The organism is Pseudomonas sp. CAM1A, assembly GCF_047501685.1.
GTDB lineage: Bacteria > Pseudomonadota > Gammaproteobacteria > Pseudomonadales > Pseudomonadaceae > Aquipseudomonas.
In genome coordinates this window covers 690,098-705,016 of the sequence record NZ_JBFNXP010000001.1, presented here as the reverse complement: position 1 = coordinate 705,016, position 14,919 = coordinate 690,098, and the positions used below count along the sequence as shown (strand labels likewise).

At 63.2% G+C, this 14,919-nt stretch carries 14 protein-coding genes; 7 read left to right on the top strand and 7 right to left on the bottom strand.

Annotated features, from left to right (window positions below; all coding sequences use genetic code 11):
- Nucleotides 1-70: 70 nt before the first annotated feature.
- The 3 genes from ABZO33_RS03265 to ABZO33_RS03255 all read right to left on the bottom strand — a co-directional run bounded on the left by ABZO33_RS03265 (nt 71) and on the right by ABZO33_RS03255 (nt 2,756).
- Entirely contained in the window at nt 71-1,153 is a 1,083-nt protein-coding gene (locus ABZO33_RS03265) for a 5-(carboxyamino)imidazole ribonucleotide synthase (protein WP_414534828.1), read from the bottom strand.
- Between the two features lie 11 nt (nt 1,154-1,164).
- Nucleotides 1,165-1,656 (bottom strand): 5-(carboxyamino)imidazole ribonucleotide mutase, encoded by a 492-nt coding sequence (purE, locus tag ABZO33_RS03260; protein WP_031314848.1) that lies wholly within the window; start codon nt 1,654-1,656, stop codon nt 1,165-1,167.
- A gap of 170 nt (nt 1,657-1,826) precedes the next feature.
- Nucleotides 1,827-2,756, bottom strand: a complete 930-nt coding sequence (locus ABZO33_RS03255; RefSeq protein WP_414534827.1) for a LysR substrate-binding domain-containing protein — start codon at nt 2,754-2,756, stop codon at nt 1,827-1,829.
- Between the two features lie 181 nt (nt 2,757-2,937).
- Between ABZO33_RS03255 and aspA the strand changes: the two genes are divergently transcribed.
- From aspA to ABZO33_RS03235, 4 genes are all read left to right on the top strand, one after another.
- Nucleotides 2,938-4,362 (top strand): aspartate ammonia-lyase, encoded by a 1,425-nt coding sequence (aspA, locus tag ABZO33_RS03250; protein ID WP_031314847.1) that lies wholly within the window; start codon nt 2,938-2,940, stop codon nt 4,360-4,362.
- Nucleotides 4,363-4,529: 167 nt separating this feature from the next.
- Nucleotides 4,530-5,522, top strand: coding sequence for an AraC family transcriptional regulator (locus ABZO33_RS03245; protein ID WP_414534826.1), 993 nt, complete (start codon nt 4,530-4,532; stop codon nt 5,520-5,522).
- A 186-nt stretch (nt 5,523-5,708) separates the two neighbouring features.
- Complete coding sequence (locus tag ABZO33_RS03240) at nt 5,709-6,749, top strand: histone deacetylase family protein (protein ID WP_414534825.1); 1,041 nt, start codon at nt 5,709-5,711, stop codon at nt 6,747-6,749.
- A 2-nt stretch (nt 6,750-6,751) separates the two neighbouring features.
- Nucleotides 6,752-7,855: an extracellular solute-binding protein gene (locus ABZO33_RS03235; protein ID WP_414534824.1), complete on the top strand. Its 1,104-nt coding sequence runs from the start codon at nt 6,752-6,754 to the stop codon at nt 7,853-7,855.
- A gap of 40 nt (nt 7,856-7,895) precedes the next feature.
- Here ABZO33_RS03235 and ABZO33_RS03230 read toward each other — a convergent pair whose 3' ends face one another.
- A complete protein-coding gene (locus tag ABZO33_RS03230; protein ID WP_414534823.1) occupies nt 7,896-9,422 on the bottom strand; it encodes a PLP-dependent aminotransferase family protein in 1,527 nt (508 codons plus the stop codon).
- A 90-nt stretch (nt 9,423-9,512) separates the two neighbouring features.
- Between ABZO33_RS03230 and ABZO33_RS03225 the strand changes: the two genes are divergently transcribed.
- Genes ABZO33_RS03225 through ABZO33_RS03215 form a run of 3 tightly spaced genes read left to right on the top strand, consistent with a single transcriptional unit; the run spans nt 9,513 to nt 11,300 of the window.
- The gene (locus ABZO33_RS03225) at nt 9,513-10,142 is read left to right on the top strand and encodes an FMN-binding negative transcriptional regulator (protein ID WP_414534822.1); all 630 of its coding nucleotides are present in this window, start codon (nt 9,513-9,515) and stop codon (nt 10,140-10,142) included.
- Nucleotides 10,143-10,153: 11 nt separating this feature from the next.
- Nucleotides 10,154-10,600, top strand: coding sequence for an N-acetyltransferase family protein (locus tag ABZO33_RS03220; protein ID WP_414534821.1), 447 nt, complete (start codon nt 10,154-10,156; stop codon nt 10,598-10,600).
- A 7-nt stretch (nt 10,601-10,607) separates the two neighbouring features.
- Nucleotides 10,608-11,300: a GNAT family N-acetyltransferase gene (locus ABZO33_RS03215; RefSeq protein ID WP_414534820.1), complete on the top strand. Its 693-nt coding sequence runs from the start codon at nt 10,608-10,610 to the stop codon at nt 11,298-11,300.
- Here the strand turns inward: ABZO33_RS03215 and ABZO33_RS03210 are convergent.
- The 3 genes from ABZO33_RS03210 to oadA all read right to left on the bottom strand — a co-directional run bounded on the left by ABZO33_RS03210 (nt 11,293) and on the right by oadA (nt 14,908).
- Nucleotides 11,293-11,571, bottom strand: coding sequence for a helix-turn-helix domain-containing protein (locus tag ABZO33_RS03210; RefSeq protein ID WP_414534819.1), 279 nt, complete (start codon nt 11,569-11,571; stop codon nt 11,293-11,295). The genes ABZO33_RS03215 and ABZO33_RS03210 overlap by 8 nt on opposite strands.
- Complete coding sequence (locus tag ABZO33_RS03205) at nt 11,568-12,893, bottom strand: type II toxin-antitoxin system HipA family toxin (protein ID WP_414534818.1); 1,326 nt, start codon at nt 12,891-12,893, stop codon at nt 11,568-11,570. The genes ABZO33_RS03210 and ABZO33_RS03205 overlap by 4 nt, the downstream gene beginning before the upstream one ends.
- Nucleotides 12,894-13,099: 206 nt before the next feature.
- Complete coding sequence (gene oadA, locus ABZO33_RS03200) at nt 13,100-14,908, bottom strand: sodium-extruding oxaloacetate decarboxylase subunit alpha (RefSeq protein WP_414534817.1); 1,809 nt, start codon at nt 14,906-14,908, stop codon at nt 13,100-13,102.
- Between the last annotated feature and the right edge of the window lie 11 nt (nt 14,909-14,919).

Here is a 14,919-nt window from a genome sequence, read left to right as displayed (position 1 = left end):
ACATGCCAAAGCCTAGTCAGCGCTTTGGCATGTTGCCATCTCAGAGCGGCAATGCCCGGCAGAAGTTCGATCAGCCGGCGATCAACGCCTCTACTTCGGCAATCTTGGCCTTGAGGGTGGCCATGTCCTGGCAGCGCAGGGTGGCGTGGCCGACCTTGCGCCCGACCTTGAATGCCTTGCCGTAGTGGTGCAGGTGACAGTCATCGATGGCGACCACCTTATCCACCGGCGGCACTTCACCGATGAAGTTGAGCATGGCGCTCTCGCCGACCTTGGCGGTCGAGCCCAACGGCAGGCCGGCCACGGCGCGCAGGTGGTTCTCGAACTGGCTGCACTCGCTGCCTTCGATGGTCCAGTGCCCGGAGTTGTGCACACGCGGGGCGATTTCGTTGGCCTTCAGGCCACCGTCGACTTCGAAGAACTCGAAGGCCATGACGCCGACGTAGTCGAGCTTCTGCAGCACGCGGCCGACGTAGTCTTCGGCCAAGGCCTGCAGCGGGTGCGCAACGCTTGCCACCGACAGGCGCAGGATGCCGCTGTCGTGGGTGTTGTGCACCAGCGGGTAGAAGCGGGTTTCGCCATCGCGGGCACGCACGGCCACCAGCGACACTTCACCGGTGAACGGCACGAAGCCTTCAAGCAGGCACGGCACGCTGCCCAGTTCGGCGAAAGTGCCGACCACGTCTTCGGGCTTGCGCAGGACCTTCTGGCCCTTGCCGTCGTAACCCAGGGTGCGGGTCTTGAGCACGGCCGGCAGGCCGATGCTGGCCACCGCGGCATCGAGGTCCGCCTGCGAAAGAATGTCGGCAAAGGCCGGGGTGGGAATCCCCAGGTCGCGGAACATGCTCTTCTCGAACAGGCGGTCACGGGCGATGCGCAGGGCCTCGGCGCTCGGGTAGACCGGGACGAACTGCGAGAGGAAGGCCACGGTCTCGGCCGGCACGCTTTCGAACTCGAAGGTCACCAGGTCGACTTCGTCGGCCAGCTGGCGCAGATGGTCCTGGTCGCCGTAATCGGCGCGCAGGTGCTCGCCCAGCGGCGCGGCGCAGGCGTCCGGTGCCGGGTCGAGGAAAGCGAAGTTCATGCCCAGCGGAGTGCCCGCCAGGGCCAGCATGCGGCCCAGCTGGCCACCACCGATTACACCGATCTTCATGGGTTTCAGCCTCAAGCCTGACGCGGGTCTGGATTGTCCAGCACGGTGTCGGTCTGCTCGGTGCGGAACTGCTTGAGCGCCGCGTGGAACTGCGGGTGCTTGGCCCCGAGGATGCTCGCCGACAGCAAGGCTGCGTTGATCGCGCCAGCCTTGCCGATGGCCAGGGTGGCGACCGGGACGCCGGCAGGCATCTGCACGATCGACAGCAGCGAATCGACACCCGACAGCATCGACGACTGCACCGGCACGCCGAGCACCGGCAGGTGGGTCTTGGCGGCGCACATGCCCGGCAGGTGGGCGGCGCCGCCGGCACCGGCGATGATCACTTCGATGCCGCGGCCTTCGGCCTCATCGGCGTACTGGAACAGCAGGTCCGGGGTGCGGTGGGCGGAAACCACCTTCACTTCGTAGGGAATGCCGAGTTTTTCCAGCATATCGGCGGTGTGGCTAAGGGTGGACCAATCGGACTTGGAGCCCATGATCACGCCAACCAGTGCACTCATCGTCGAGCCTCTTCGCTTGTGCGCCCGCAGGCGCGTCAAAAAACAACAAGCCACGCGGGACGACCGGCGTGGCTTGTTTGCTGATCTGGACCGGAGCTGTCCGGTCGAAAGGCCGCGCAGTATACCGCAAGGGAGTGCGTTTAAGGCACCCCGGCGACCAACTGTCGGCCTTATTTTTCGGGGGTTTGGCTGACTTTTGGGTCAACTGAACCACCCTCCAGCTTGCGCCACAGCAAGCGCACGTTGGCCTTGCGCACCAGGGCACAGCGATACAGGCGGATTTCCAGTGGCACATGCCACTGGCTGCCACCGCAGATCGCCAGCTCGCCGCGCTCCAGCTCGCCGCGCATCGACAGTTTCGGCACCCAGGCGATACCCATGCCTTCGAGCGCCATGCTCTTGAGGCTGTCGGCCATGGCCGTTTCATAGACAGTGGTATAGCGCAGGTTGCGCTGGCGCAGCAGCAAGTTGACTGATCGGCCGAGGAAAGCGCCGGCGCTGTAGGCCAGCAACGGCACGCTGGCCTCCCCCTCCAGGTCGAACAACGGCTTGCCGTCGGGGCCCACGGCACACACCGGAAGCATTTCGGTAGTGCCCATGTGCAGTGACGGGAAGATCTCGGCGTCCATTTGCAGCGCCGCGTCCGGGTCATAGAACGCCAGCATCAGGTCACAGCCGCCTTCGCGCAATGCATGCACCGCATCGCCGACGTTGGTGGCGACCAGGCGCGTGGCGATGTTCAGGCCATCGTTGCGCAATTGCGCCACCCAGCGCGGGAAAAAGCCCGATGCCAAAGAGTGCGCGGCCGAGACCTGGATCACCTCGCCCTGGCCGCCTTCCAGGTGATGTAAATGGCGAAGAACTTCGCTCAACTGGTCGACAACGGTGCGCGCAGTGACGAGAAACAGCTGCCCGGCCTCGGTCAGTTCGATAGGTGTGCGGGAACGATTCACCAAGGTCAGGCCAAGCGCCGCTTCCAGGCTGCGTATGCGTCGGCTGAACGCTGGCTGGGTAACGAACCGGCGCTCGGCCGCTTGCGAGAAACTGCGGGTCGAGGCCAGGGCACTGAAGTCCTCCAGCCATTTGCTTTCGAGGTTCATCGACTACTCCGCACTGCGTGCACCAAAATGGAACACGCTCGATTGTCAATCGGCGTCACATCAAACCGTATGCCGTTTGCGCATAGGTTAGCGTGCAACAGCATTGGCCGCAAAATCTGGGCAGCCCTAGCATTGGCGCCATTCCGGCAGGTGCCGGGTCAAAATCGAGATGATATCCATCATGTCCTCCGCTGCATCGTTCCGCGTCGAAAAAGATCTGCTTGGTACCCTTGAAGTCCCTGCCGATGCCTACTACGGCATCCAGACTCTGCGCGCTGCCAACAACTTCCACCTCTCCGGTGTTCCGCTGTCGCACTACCCGAAACTGGTAGTCGGCCTGGCGATGGTCAAGCAGGCAGCTGCTGACGCCAACCGTGAGCTGGGGCACCTGAGCGATGCCAAGCACGCCGCGATCAGCGCAGCCTGCGCACGACTGATCAAAGGCGACTACCACGAGCAGTTCGTGGTGGACATGATTCAAGGCGGTGCTGGTACTTCCACCAACATGAACGCCAACGAAGTCATCGCCAACATCGCGCTGGAGGCCATGGGTCACCAGAAGGGTGAGTACCAGTACCTGCACCCGAACAACGATGTGAACATGGCGCAGTCGACCAACGACGCCTACCCGACCGCGATCCGTCTGGGTCTGCTGCTGGGCCACGACGCCCTGCTGGCCAGCCTCGACAGCCTGATCCAGGCATTCGCTGCCAAAGGTAAAGAGTTCGACCACGTACTGAAGATGGGCCGTACCCAGCTGCAGGACGCCGTGCCGATGACCCTGGGCCAGGAATTCCGCGCCTTCGCCACCACCATGACCGAAGACCTGCAGCGCCTGCGCTCGCTGGCTCCGGAACTGCTGACCGAAATCAACCTGGGTGGCACCGCCATCGGTACCGGCATCAACGCCGACCCGGGCTACCAGATGCTGGCCGTGCAGCGCCTGGCGATCATCAGCGGCCAGCCGCTGGTGCCGGCTGCCGACCTGATCGAAGCCACCTCCGACATGGGCGCCTTCGTGCTGTTCTCCGGCATGCTCAAGCGCACCGCGGTCAAGCTGTCGAAGATCTGCAACGACCTGCGCCTGCTGTCCAGCGGCCCACGCACCGGCATCAACGAGATCAACCTGCCGGCGCGCCAGCCAGGCAGCTCGATCATGCCAGGCAAGGTCAACCCGGTTATCCCGGAAGCCGTCAACCAAGTCGCGTTCGCCATCATGGGCAACGACCTGGCCCTGACCGTCGCCGCCGAAGGTGGCCAGCTGCAGCTGAACGTGATGGAACCGCTGATCGCCTACAAGATCTTCGACTCGATCCGCCTGCTGCAACGCGCCATGGACATGCTGCGCGAGCACTGCATCGTCGGCATCACCGCCAACGAACAGCGCTGCCGTGAACTGGTCGAGCACTCGATCGGCCTGGTCACCGCCCTGAACCCGTACATCGGCTACGAAAACGCCACCCGTATCGCCCGCGTCGCCCTGGAAACCGGCCGCGGCGTGCTGGAACTGGTGCGCGAAGAGAAGCTGCTGGACGAAGAGATGCTCAACGACATCCTGCGTCCGGAAAACATGATCGCTCCCCGTCTGGTTCCGCTGAAGGCGTAACCCAGGCCGCTGCAAACAGTCTCACCAGGTCGAGGGACTAGACACCTCTCAACCTTTCAAGGGCCCGAGCGCATGCTACGGGCCCTTTTTTTATGCACGGAACAGGCGCCTGCTGAACGGCACACAACTTGCTCGATAATGCTCCCCAGCCCAACGGGATGCCGAGCATGCTGCACAGCCACCTCACCACCCTCAACGCGGTTTCGCTGATCCTCCAGGTGTTTCAGGAAGACGGCGTGGACGCGCAGCACATGCTCGCCGGCAGCGGCATAGGCCCCGCAGACCTGGGCCACGCCGATGCGCGCATCACCACCCAGCAGGAACTGCAGGTCTGCGCCAACGCCGTTGCCCGGCGCCAGGACATCGGCCTGGAACTCGGCCGGCGCATGCACGTGTCGTGCTACGGCATGCTCGGTTACGCCCTGCTCTCCAGTGCCACTTTGGGTGACGCCCTGCGCCTGGCGCTGACCTTTCCGGCACTGCTGGGAACAGTTTTCCAGCTGCGCCTGGTGGATGATGGCCAGCGCGTGTGGCTCAGCGCCAGCGACCATTACGATGCGCCTGGGCTGGCCGCCTTCAATGCCGAATTCTGCCTGCTGTCGCTGAAAGTGATCTGTGACGATTTGCTCGGCCGCCCGCTGCCGCTGCTGGCGGCGCGTTTCGAACACTCGCGCCCCGGCTACCACGCGCTCTACGACAGTGCATTCCAGTGCCCGCTCGGCTTCGAGGCCGGCGACAACGCCTTTGCCTTCGAGCGCCGCTGGCTGGACATGCCACTGCCGCTGGCCGATCCGATCACTCACAAGGCCATGGGCGAACGCTGCCGTCGGCTGAACCTGGAGTTCACCGGACGCCAGGCCTGGCTCGGACGCATTCGCCAGTTACTGATCCAGCAGCTGGAGGCCGCTCCCGGGCTGGACGGCCTGGCACGGCAGATGAACTGCTCGTCGCGCACCTTGCGCCGGCACCTGCAGGCGCTGGGCAGCAGTTATCAACAGTTGCTCGACGAGTTGCGCTTCGAGCGGGCCAAGCAGTTGCTGGCCGAGGACCAGATGCCGATCTACCGCATTGCCGAAACCTTGGGGTTCAGCGAGACCGCGAGCTTCCGGCATGCCTTCCAGCGCTGGAGCGGCGTGGCGCCGAGCCATTTTCGCGGTTGACCTGTACCGGCCTCATCGCGGGGCAAGCCCGCTCCCACGACTATCACGTGGGAGCGGGCTTGCCCCGCGAAAGGGTCAGCCAGGATGGCTTGGCCACATCGATCCCCTTTTGGCCGTTCCCATCGTTCTCCCTCACCTGGCTACCCAGCAGAATTGGTCCACGCCAGCCCTACCGGAGAACAATAAATGCTGACGATCTATTCCGATGACCACCGCCTGCACCATGGCCGCTGCGAGCTCATCGACGGCAAGCTGATGCCCTGTTTCGAAATGCCGTCGCGCGCCGACCACGTCCTTGAGCGGGTCAAGCAGCGCAACCTCGGGCCCGTGCAGGGCCCCGCCGACTTTGGCCGCGCGCCGCTGCAGCGCATCCACAGCGCCGACTACCTGGATTTCTTCGAAGGCGCTTGGGCCCGTTGGGCCGCGCTTGGCCAGGAAGGTGACCTGCTGCCGTTCACCTGGCCGGCGCGCACCCTGCGCCAGGTCAAACCAAGCGGCCTGCACGGCGAGCTCGGTTACTACAGCTTCGACGCCGGTGCACCGATCACCGCTGGCACCTGGCAGGCCGCCTACAGCGCCGCCCAGGTCGCCCTGACCGCCCAGGCCGCGATCCAGCAAGGCGCCCATGCCGCCTTCGCCCTGTGCCGGCCGCCAGGGCACCACGCCGCAGGCGAAGTGATGGGGGGTTACTGCTACCTGAACAACGCAGCCATTGCCGCCCAGGCCTTCATCGACCAAGGCCGGCGCAAGGTGGCCATCCTCGATGTCGACTATCACCATGGCAACGGTACGCAGGACATTTTCTACACCCGCAACGACGTGTTCTTCGCCTCGATCCACGGCGACCCGCAGGACGAGTTCCCGTTTTTCCTCGGCTACGCCGACGAGACCGGCGAAGGTGCCGGCGAGGGCTGCAACATCAACTACCCGCTGCCTGCCGGCAGCGACTGGGCAGCCTGGAGCGCAGCCCTGGAAGACGCCTGCCAGCGCATCGCCGCCTTCGATGCCGATGTACTGGTGATCTCCCTTGGCGTGGATACCTTCAAGGACGACCCGATCTCCCAGTTCAAGCTCGACAGTCCCGACTACCTGGCGATGGGCAAGCGCATCGCCCAGCTGGGCAAGCCGACCTTGTTCGTGATGGAGGGCGGCTACGCTGTGGAGGAAATCGGCATCAACGCGGTCAATGTGCTGGAAGGTTTCCAGCAGGCCCAGCCAGGAGCGTGAACATGACCCGACTCAAACGCCTGCTCGCCCCGCTCATCGCCACCAGCCTTTTCACCGGCGCCCTGCAAGCCCACGCCGCACCGGGCACACTGAAGGTGTACAACTGGTTCGACTACATCACCCCGCAAACCCTGGTCGACTTCCAGAAGGACAGCGGGGTCAAGCTGATCTACGACATCTTCGACACCAACGAAGCACTGGAAGCCAAGCTGCTTACCGGCAACTCCGGCTATGACGTGGTAGTGCCGTCCAACGTGTTTCTCGCCAAGCAGATCGAGGCCGGCGTGTTCCAGCCTCTCGATCGGGCGAAGCTGCCCAATTGGCAGCACCTGGATCCGGCGCTGATGAAGCTGATCGAGGCCAACGACCCCGGTAACAAGTTCGCCGTGCCTTACATGTACGGCACGGTGCTGATCGGCTTCAACCCAGCCAAGGTCAAGGCGGTGCTCGGCGACGACGCACCGGTGGACAGCTGGGACCTGATCTTCAAGGAAGAGAACATCGCCAAGCTCAAGCAGTGCGGCGTGGCGCTGCTGGATTCGCCGTCGGAGATCCTGCCGCTGGCGCTGTCGTACCTGGGCCTGGACCCCAACAGCGGCAAGCCCGCCGACTATCAGAAAGCCCAGGATCTGCTGCTGAAGATCCGCCCGCATGTAACCTACTTCCACTCGTCCAAGTACATGGCCGACATCGCCAATGGTGATATCTGTGTGGCGGTGGGCTACTCGGGCAGCTTCTCCCAGGCCGCGAATCGGGCTCGTGAAGCGAAGAACGGCGTGGTGGTGGACATGCGCCTACCCAAGGAAGGCGCACCGATCTGGTTCGACATGCTGGCGATCCCCAAGAACGCGGCCAACCAGGAAGATGCCCACACTTTCATCAACTACCTGTTGCGACCAGAAGTGATCGCGCCGATCAGCGACTTCGTCGGCTATCCGAACCCGAACAAGGATGCGACCGACAAGGTCAGCCCGGCGATCCGCAACAACCCCAACCTGTACCCGACGGCGGAGGCGATGGCCAAGTTGTATACCTTGAAGCCATTGCCACGGGATGCCGAGCGGGCGCGGACGCGGGCCTGGACCAAGATCAAGTCCGGCACCTGAACACCATCGCGGTGCGGCGGCCCAACTTGGCTCGCGATGGCTAGCGCCAGGCCTTGCGCAGGCGCATAAGAGCCTGCGCAATCTCCCCTTCTGACACCGCCGCAAACCCCAGCACCAGCCCCGCCCTTTCATCCACAGGCTCCGCGCTGTCCTCCAGCCAGTAGCTGCTCAGCGGAGTGACCTCCACCCCGACCGCCTCCGCCCGCGCCACCAACTCCTGCTCCCGCGCCAAGTTATCCACAGCCACCTTCACATGCAGCCCTGCTGCGACGTCCGGCATTGCCCCCAGCCCCGGTACGTCCACCGGCCAGCCGGCCTTCAGCACATTCCTACGGGCCAGCGCCGCCCGGCGCATACGGCGGATATGCCGCTGGAAATGCCCTTGGGCCATGAACTGCGCCATGACACATTGCGTGCCGACCTCCGAGTGCCGCACCGCCAGCGCCTTGGCCTGGCTGAATGCCTGCACCAGGCGGCTGGGCAGCACCAGGTAACCCAGCCGCAAAGCCGGAAAGGCGATCTTGCCGAACGTTCCCACGTACAGCACCCGACCCTGCCGGTCCAGTGCCGCCAGCGGTGCCAAAGGCGCACCGCTGTAGCGGTACTCGCCATCGTAATCGTCTTCGACGACCCAGCCGTCCTGGCGCTCGGCCCAGGCCAGCAATGCGAGGCGCCGGGCCAGGCTCATGGTCACACCGGTAGGGTACTGGTGAGCCGGGGTCACATAAGCCAGCCTGCAATCCGGCAGCTCGGCCAAACGCGCACAGTCCATGCCCTCTTCATCTACCGGCACGCCCCTGACCCTTGCCCCCGCCAGCGCGAAAGCGTGCCCGGCAGCGCGGTAGCCCGGGTTTTCCACAGCCACTCCGTCACCAGGCTGCAACAGTAACTGTGCACAAAGGCTGATTGCCTGCTGCGCACCACTGGTGATCACAATTTGTTCAGCACTGCAGGAAAGCCCCCGCGACCGCCGCAGATAGGTGGCGATCAATTCGCGCAATGGCAGCTCCCCTGCCGGGTCGCCATAGCCGAGCAGCGCCGGGTCGGGATTTCGCCAGAAACCCGCTTGCAGCTTGGCCCAGACCTCGAAAGGAAACAGGTCGAATGCTGGCAGGCCAACCCTGAAAGCCCTCAGCGCATCGCCTTTGGGCGGCGGTAAATGGTGCTTTTTCAGACGCAACAATGGCTCACTGCGCAGTGCAAAACTGGATAAATCCTCAGTATCAGATGCCTGAAATGTGGATAAGCCTGTTGATAAACCCAGGGATAACCCTGTGGACAGTTGTGTGGATAGTTTTCCCAGACGGCTTACATAAGTGCCATCGCCTACCCGGCTTTCGATAAAGCCCTCGGCATACAACTGGTCGTAGGCACGCACCACGCTGTTGCGCGACAACGCCAGCACTGTCGCCAGGTCACGGGTGGCCGGCAGCCGCGTGCCGCCTTCCAGGCGCCCATCCAGCACGCGCGCGCGCAATGCCTGGTAGAGCTGCTGACTGAGCCCGCGACGGCGATCCAGGACGATCCCGGTTGGATCGAAAGGCAACGCGTGGGTACGTTCGCTCATGGCATTGGACCTATCAAAACAGTCATGAATGGCTCTTACGCAGAGCCAATAGCCTGCCTAGGATGAAGCCACAGCACAAGGAACACTGGCATGTACAACAGCAAACCGCATCAGGAACATGACCTTGGCCGCCTGCACCAGCACATGCTGCACACCCGCCTGGCAACGCTGGTCAGCCACGGTGAGCACGGGCTGCTGGCGACCCACCTGCCCATACTGGTCGCCACCGGCGAAGGCGAATTCGGCACGGTCTACGGCCATCTCGCCCGGGCCAACCAGCAATGGCAGGACCTGGCACAAGGCGCTGAGGCCTTGCTGGTGTTCCCCGGCGCCGACGCCTATGTCAGCCCAGGCTACTACCCGAGCAAGGCCGACAACCCCAAGGTAGTGCCCACCTGGAACTACATGGCGGTGCATGCCTGGGGCCCGGTGGAGGTGATCCACGCGCCGACACAATTGCTGGACATCGTCAGCCGTCTGACCGAGCGCCATGAGCAAGGCCGCGCAGCACCATGGAGTGTCGCCGATGCTCCGGCGGACTACCTCGACGGCATGCTCCGCGCCATAGTCGGTTTCCGCCTGCCCATCGCCCGCCTGCAGGGCGCACGAAAGCTCAGCCAGAACCGTTCGGCACAAGACATCGCCGGGGTCCGCGAAGGCCTGGCCGCCAGCGCCGACCCTGTGGATAACCAACTCGCTGCACACATGCGCGACCTTTGAAGGAAAAACCCATGACAGCCATCACCTTGCGCCCAGTTCGCGCCGAAGACCATGCCGCCTGGCTGCCCTTGTGGCAGGCCTACCTGCGCTTCTACCAGACCGAACTGCCCGACGCCGTCAATACCAGCACCTGGCAACGCCTGCTCGATGCGAACGAACCCACCCATTCGGTGTTGGCCTGGGTCGATGGCAAGGCGGTGGGGATGGTCAACTTCATCTACCATCGTTCCAACTGGAGCATCGAGAACTCCTGCTACTTGCAGGACCTCTACGTGGACAGTGAAGTGCGTGGCCTGGGCATCGGTCGGCAGCTCATCGAGCATGTCTACGCCACGGCCAAGGCCGCCGGCAGCATCAAGGTGCACTGGCTGACCCACGAAACCAACGCCACCGCCATCAGCTTGTACGAGCAGGTCGCCGAGCGCCCGGGCTTCATCCAATTCCGCAAAGCACTGTAGGCCCCCCATGAACGACGCATTGAACTGGAAACCCGCCGGTACGCCCAAGGCCGAGCCCATCGAAGGCCGTTTCATCCGCTTGGAGAAACTTGACCCGGCGCGCCACGGCAACGACCTTTGGGACTTGCTGCAAGGCCCGGGTTCGGACCCGGTATTGTGGGACTACCTGCCCTACGGGCCATTCGCCGAACGCGCCAGCTTCGACCGCTGGCTCGACGGCAACGCCGCCAGCCGCGATCCGCTGTTCTACAGCGTGATCGACCGCGCCAGCGGCCAGGTTCAAGGCATCCTCAGCTATATGTCGATCGTCCCCGAACAGGGCCGCTTCGAGATCGGCCACATCGCCTTCGGCGCCGCCATGCAGCGCACGCCTAAAGGCACCGAGGCGGTTTACCTTTTGAGCAAGCTGGGCTTCGAGCTGGGCAATCGCCGGCTGGAATGGAAGTGCAACGACGCCAATTCCCGCTCCAAGCGCGCGGCAGAGCGGTTCGGTTTTATGTTCGAGGGCGTGTTCCGCAACCACATGGTGGTCAAGGACCGTAATCGCGATACAACGTGGTATTCGATTACCGATACCGAATGGCCTACCGTGGCGGCGGGGTTCGAGCGTTGGTTGAGTGAGGAAAACCAGCAGCCTGAGGGACAAGTACGCACGCTGGAGGCGTGCCGCCTGGGCCTGCCCCGCGATACCGTCAGCTGATCGGACGGTTACGACTGACCACCCCCATTTTCAAGCCAAACGGCCTGAACACGGCATTCAGCGACTTGAGCGTGGGGTTGCCCTCCCCCTGCTCGATCTGGATCAGCGTGCGAACCGAAATCTTGCACATCTTCGCAAACGGCGCCTGCTGCATCTTGGCCACCTCGACACGCAACCGTCGCACTGCCGCGCCGAGTTCCAGGCTGCCGTCAGCGATACCTTCGCGCACAGCATCGATCAACAACCCGCGCACATCAATGGAAACTGTCATGCCAGCCCCCAGGCGCTCAGCCGCTGTTGCAGTGCGCCAAGGGCGATGGCCGGATGGTTCATTACCGCAGCAGAGAGCCCCATGTCGGACAGGATGTCCGGCAATGCCTGCAGGTTGCGAGCATCCTGGCGCAGGCGCTGGAAGGCCTGCTCCGGATCCATGAGGGGCGCCAAGGCATCACAGGCCGCCCGCCAGTCGATATCACCAGCACGCTCGATGGGTGTCGGCCATTTGGTCGTCCGGGTTGTCCCTTCCTGGTCCATCACCATCGGTGCCAAATCATAGATTGGCGCCAGGCGCACCGCATCGCGCGTGCGGATAATGGCCGTGTTGCGTCCATGGTTGTCCGCGTTGCCCAGAATCTTGTTGATCAGGTCTCGACGCAAATAGTCCGCAATCATTTCCGGCACTTCACCTCTCTGCCCTGCATCCACCCACAGTCCGACCAAAGCCTCTATCACTTGCAGATGCCCCATTCGGCTACCGGCTTCGGTCACGCCGCACAGTGCATACACCGACTCCACCGCGAACCGTTCTACCCCTTGGGTGGTTACCTGTCGGTCGAAGCGCTCCAGCCACAGGCTGGGTTTGCTGCCCTCTTCCAGTGCCATGTGCGAGCTGGCAACCGTTTCCAGGCCAAGCTGCTGCAAGGCTTTGTAGTACAGGTGTTCAGCCCGCAGGATTTCCTGGTCGTTGGCCAGGGCCTGATTCCTGGCGAACTTGATGAACCAGTGACGCTGGGCGCGCTCATCAGCAAGCACTGCGTCCGGATACAGTCGGCCACCGGCGTCCTCGGTCATCAAGAGCTTTGGCGCTTCTCCGCCGGCACCTGTTGCGCCACCGATCGCCGCGCCCTGCTCATAGGCGTACTCCAGAAAGCGTTGATCCCGGGTGACGACATCCTCCCGGGTGAAGCCCAAGGGGTCTGCCAGTTCCAGCCGCTCGATCGACTCTTTGATACGCAAGTTGCCAACAGGCGCAGGTGTACAGCGCTCCAACAAAAACAGGTCATCGCCGATGTCTGCCGGTTTCTCACGGCCGATATGCTTGAGCAGGAAGCGCCTGGCCGCGCCCGCAGGGGCGATGTCATACAAGAATGCAGGCGCGTGTGTCAGCCGATGAGCACCAAAATCGACGGGTAGCCTGGCGCTTACCGCTTGGCAGAACAGGCTGTCGTAGGCGTCTGGATGGTTTTTTACGTAACTGGAGGTGTAGGCAAACTCGCAGGGGCTGAGCAAACTTTGCTCAGGCGCAGCAAAGTTCAAGGCCATGGCGTCATGCCATTTGCCGTCCGTGTATAGCTGGAGCGTGAGTCTGCTCATTGGCCACCTGCACTTTACTGCACTTTTTTGAAACGCTATCTGATTAGCTCTGCAGTATAGTGCAGATCCATCTCACAACATCTTCAAAATATGTATTTAAATGCATTTATCGATCAGGCGACATCAAAAATCTGCAGTAAAGTGCAGTTAAAAAAAGGGGAGCATCCGCTCCCCAGAGGTTAACCGCTTGTAGATGAAGACTTCTGTCAGCCTTCGATCTCGATCAGGATTTCGCCCGGGGTTACCCGGTCGCCCTTGGCCACGTGGATGGCCACGACCTTGCCGGCGATCGCCGCCTGGACTTCGGTCTCCATCTTCATCGCCTCGGTGATAAGCACCGCCTGGCCGGCCTTGACCACGTCGCCTTCCTTGACCAGCACATCGACGATGTTGCCCGGCATGGTGGTGCTGACGTGGCCTGGCGCGCTGGCCTGCTTGCGCTTGCTGCCGCCACCGCCGACGAATTCGTTGAGCGGCTCGAACACCACCTCTTCCGGCATGCCGTCGATGGACAGGTAGAAGTGGCGCTTGCCTTCGGCCTTCACGCCGACACCGGTGATATCGACGCGGTAGGTTTCACCGTGAACATCGATGACGAACTCGGTCGGCACGCCTTCGCCGCCCACTGCCCCCACTGCGCCGGCTTCCGGAATCGGCAGCAAGGCTTCTGGCTTGAGGGTGCCGGCTTCACGCTCCTCGAGGAACTTGCGGCCGATGTCGGGGAACATGGCGAAGGTCAGCACGTCTTCCTCGGAGTGCGCGAGGCCGCCAATGTCGGCGCGCAGCTTGGCCATCTCCGGCTTGAGCAGGTCGGCCGGGCGCACGTCGATCACGTCCTCGCTGCCGATCGCCTGGCGGCGCAGTTGCTCGTTGACCACACCTGGGGCTTTACCGTAGCCGCCTTGCAGGTACAGCTTCACTTCATTGGTGATGGTCTTGTAGCGCTCGCCGGCCAACACGTTGAAGAACGCCTGGGTGCCGACGATCTGCGAGGTCGGGGTCACCAGCGGCGGGAAGCCAAGGTCTTCGCGCACCCGCGGGATCTCCGCCAGCACTTCGTTCATGCGGTTGAGCGCGCCCTGCTCCTTGAGCTGGTTGGCCAGGTTGGAAATCATCCCGCCCGGTACCTGGTTGACCTGCACGCGGGTATCCACGGCGGTGAACTCGCTTTCGAACTGGTGGTACTTCTTGCGCACGGCGTAGAAGTACAGGCCGATCTCCTGCAGCAGCTCGAGGTCCAGGCCGGTGTCGAACTCGCTGCCCTTGAGCGCGGCGACCATCGACTCGGTGCCCGGGTGGCTGGTGCCCCAGGCGAAGCTGGAAATCGCGGTGTCGATGTGGTCGACGCCGTTCTCGACGGCCTTGAGCTGGCACATCGCGGCCAGGCCGGCGGTGTCGTGGGAGTGGATGAACACCGGCAATGACTGCTCGGCTTTCAGTGCCTTGACCAACTCGCCGGTGGCGAACGGGGTCAACAGGCCAGCCATGTCCTTGATCGCCACCGAGTCGCAACCCATGGCTTCCATCTGCTTGGCCTGCTGCACGAAGGCGTCAACGGTATGCACCGGGCTGGTGGTGTAGGCGATGGTGCCCTGGGCGTGCTTGCCGGCGGCTTTCACCGCTTCGATGGCCACGCGCAGGTTACGCACATCGTTCATGGCGTCGAAGATGCGGAACACGTCGATGCCATTGACCGCGGCCTTGGCCACGAAGGCCTTGACCACATCGTCGCTGTAATGGCGGTAGCCCAGCAGGTTCTGCCCACGCAGGAGCATCTGCAGACGGGTGTTGGGCAGTGCGGCACGCAGCTTGCGCAGGCGCTCCCACGGGTCTTCCTTGAGGAAGCGCACACAGGCGTCGAAGGTGGCGCCGCCCCAGACTTCCAGCGACCAGTAGCCGACCTTGTCGAGCTTGTCGCAGATCGGCAGCATGTCTTCGGTGCGCATGCGGGTGGCCAGCAGGGACTGGTGGGCGTCGCGCAGGATCGTGTCGGTAACAAAGATTTTCTTGGACATTGTTCGGTTCC

What these genes read in the sequence shown, in the direction of transcription:
- ABZO33_RS03225 (WP_414534822.1), top strand. Translation starts at nt 9,513, where the DNA reads ATGTACAACAGCAAACCGCATCAGGAACATGACCTTGGCCGCCTGCAC.
- oadA (WP_414534817.1), bottom strand. Translation starts at nt 14,908, where the DNA reads ATGTCCAAGAAAATCTTTGTTACCGACACGATCCTGCGCGACGCCCAC.
- ABZO33_RS03245 (WP_414534826.1), top strand. Translation starts at nt 4,530, where the DNA reads ATGCTGCACAGCCACCTCACCACCCTCAACGCGGTTTCGCTGATCCTC.
- ABZO33_RS03205 (WP_414534818.1), bottom strand. Translation starts at nt 12,893, where the DNA reads ATGAGCAGACTCACGCTCCAGCTATACACGGACGGCAAATGGCATGAC.
- ABZO33_RS03240 (WP_414534825.1), top strand. Translation starts at nt 5,709, where the DNA reads ATGCTGACGATCTATTCCGATGACCACCGCCTGCACCATGGCCGCTGC.
- ABZO33_RS03220 (WP_414534821.1), top strand. Translation starts at nt 10,154, where the DNA reads ATGACAGCCATCACCTTGCGCCCAGTTCGCGCCGAAGACCATGCCGCC.
- purE (WP_031314848.1), bottom strand. Translation starts at nt 1,656, where the DNA reads ATGAGTGCACTGGTTGGCGTGATCATGGGCTCCAAGTCCGATTGGTCC.
- ABZO33_RS03230 (WP_414534823.1), bottom strand. Translation starts at nt 9,422, where the DNA reads ATGAGCGAACGTACCCACGCGTTGCCTTTCGATCCAACCGGGATCGTC.
- ABZO33_RS03210 (WP_414534819.1), bottom strand. Translation starts at nt 11,571, where the DNA reads ATGACAGTTTCCATTGATGTGCGCGGGTTGTTGATCGATGCTGTGCGC.
- ABZO33_RS03255 (WP_414534827.1), bottom strand. Translation starts at nt 2,756, where the DNA reads ATGAACCTCGAAAGCAAATGGCTGGAGGACTTCAGTGCCCTGGCCTCG.
- ABZO33_RS03235 (WP_414534824.1), top strand. Translation starts at nt 6,752, where the DNA reads ATGACCCGACTCAAACGCCTGCTCGCCCCGCTCATCGCCACCAGCCTT.
- ABZO33_RS03265 (WP_414534828.1), bottom strand. Translation starts at nt 1,153, where the DNA reads ATGAAGATCGGTGTAATCGGTGGTGGCCAGCTGGGCCGCATGCTGGCC.
- aspA (WP_031314847.1), top strand. Translation starts at nt 2,938, where the DNA reads ATGTCCTCCGCTGCATCGTTCCGCGTCGAAAAAGATCTGCTTGGTACC.
- ABZO33_RS03215 (WP_414534820.1), top strand. Translation starts at nt 10,608, where the DNA reads ATGAACGACGCATTGAACTGGAAACCCGCCGGTACGCCCAAGGCCGAG.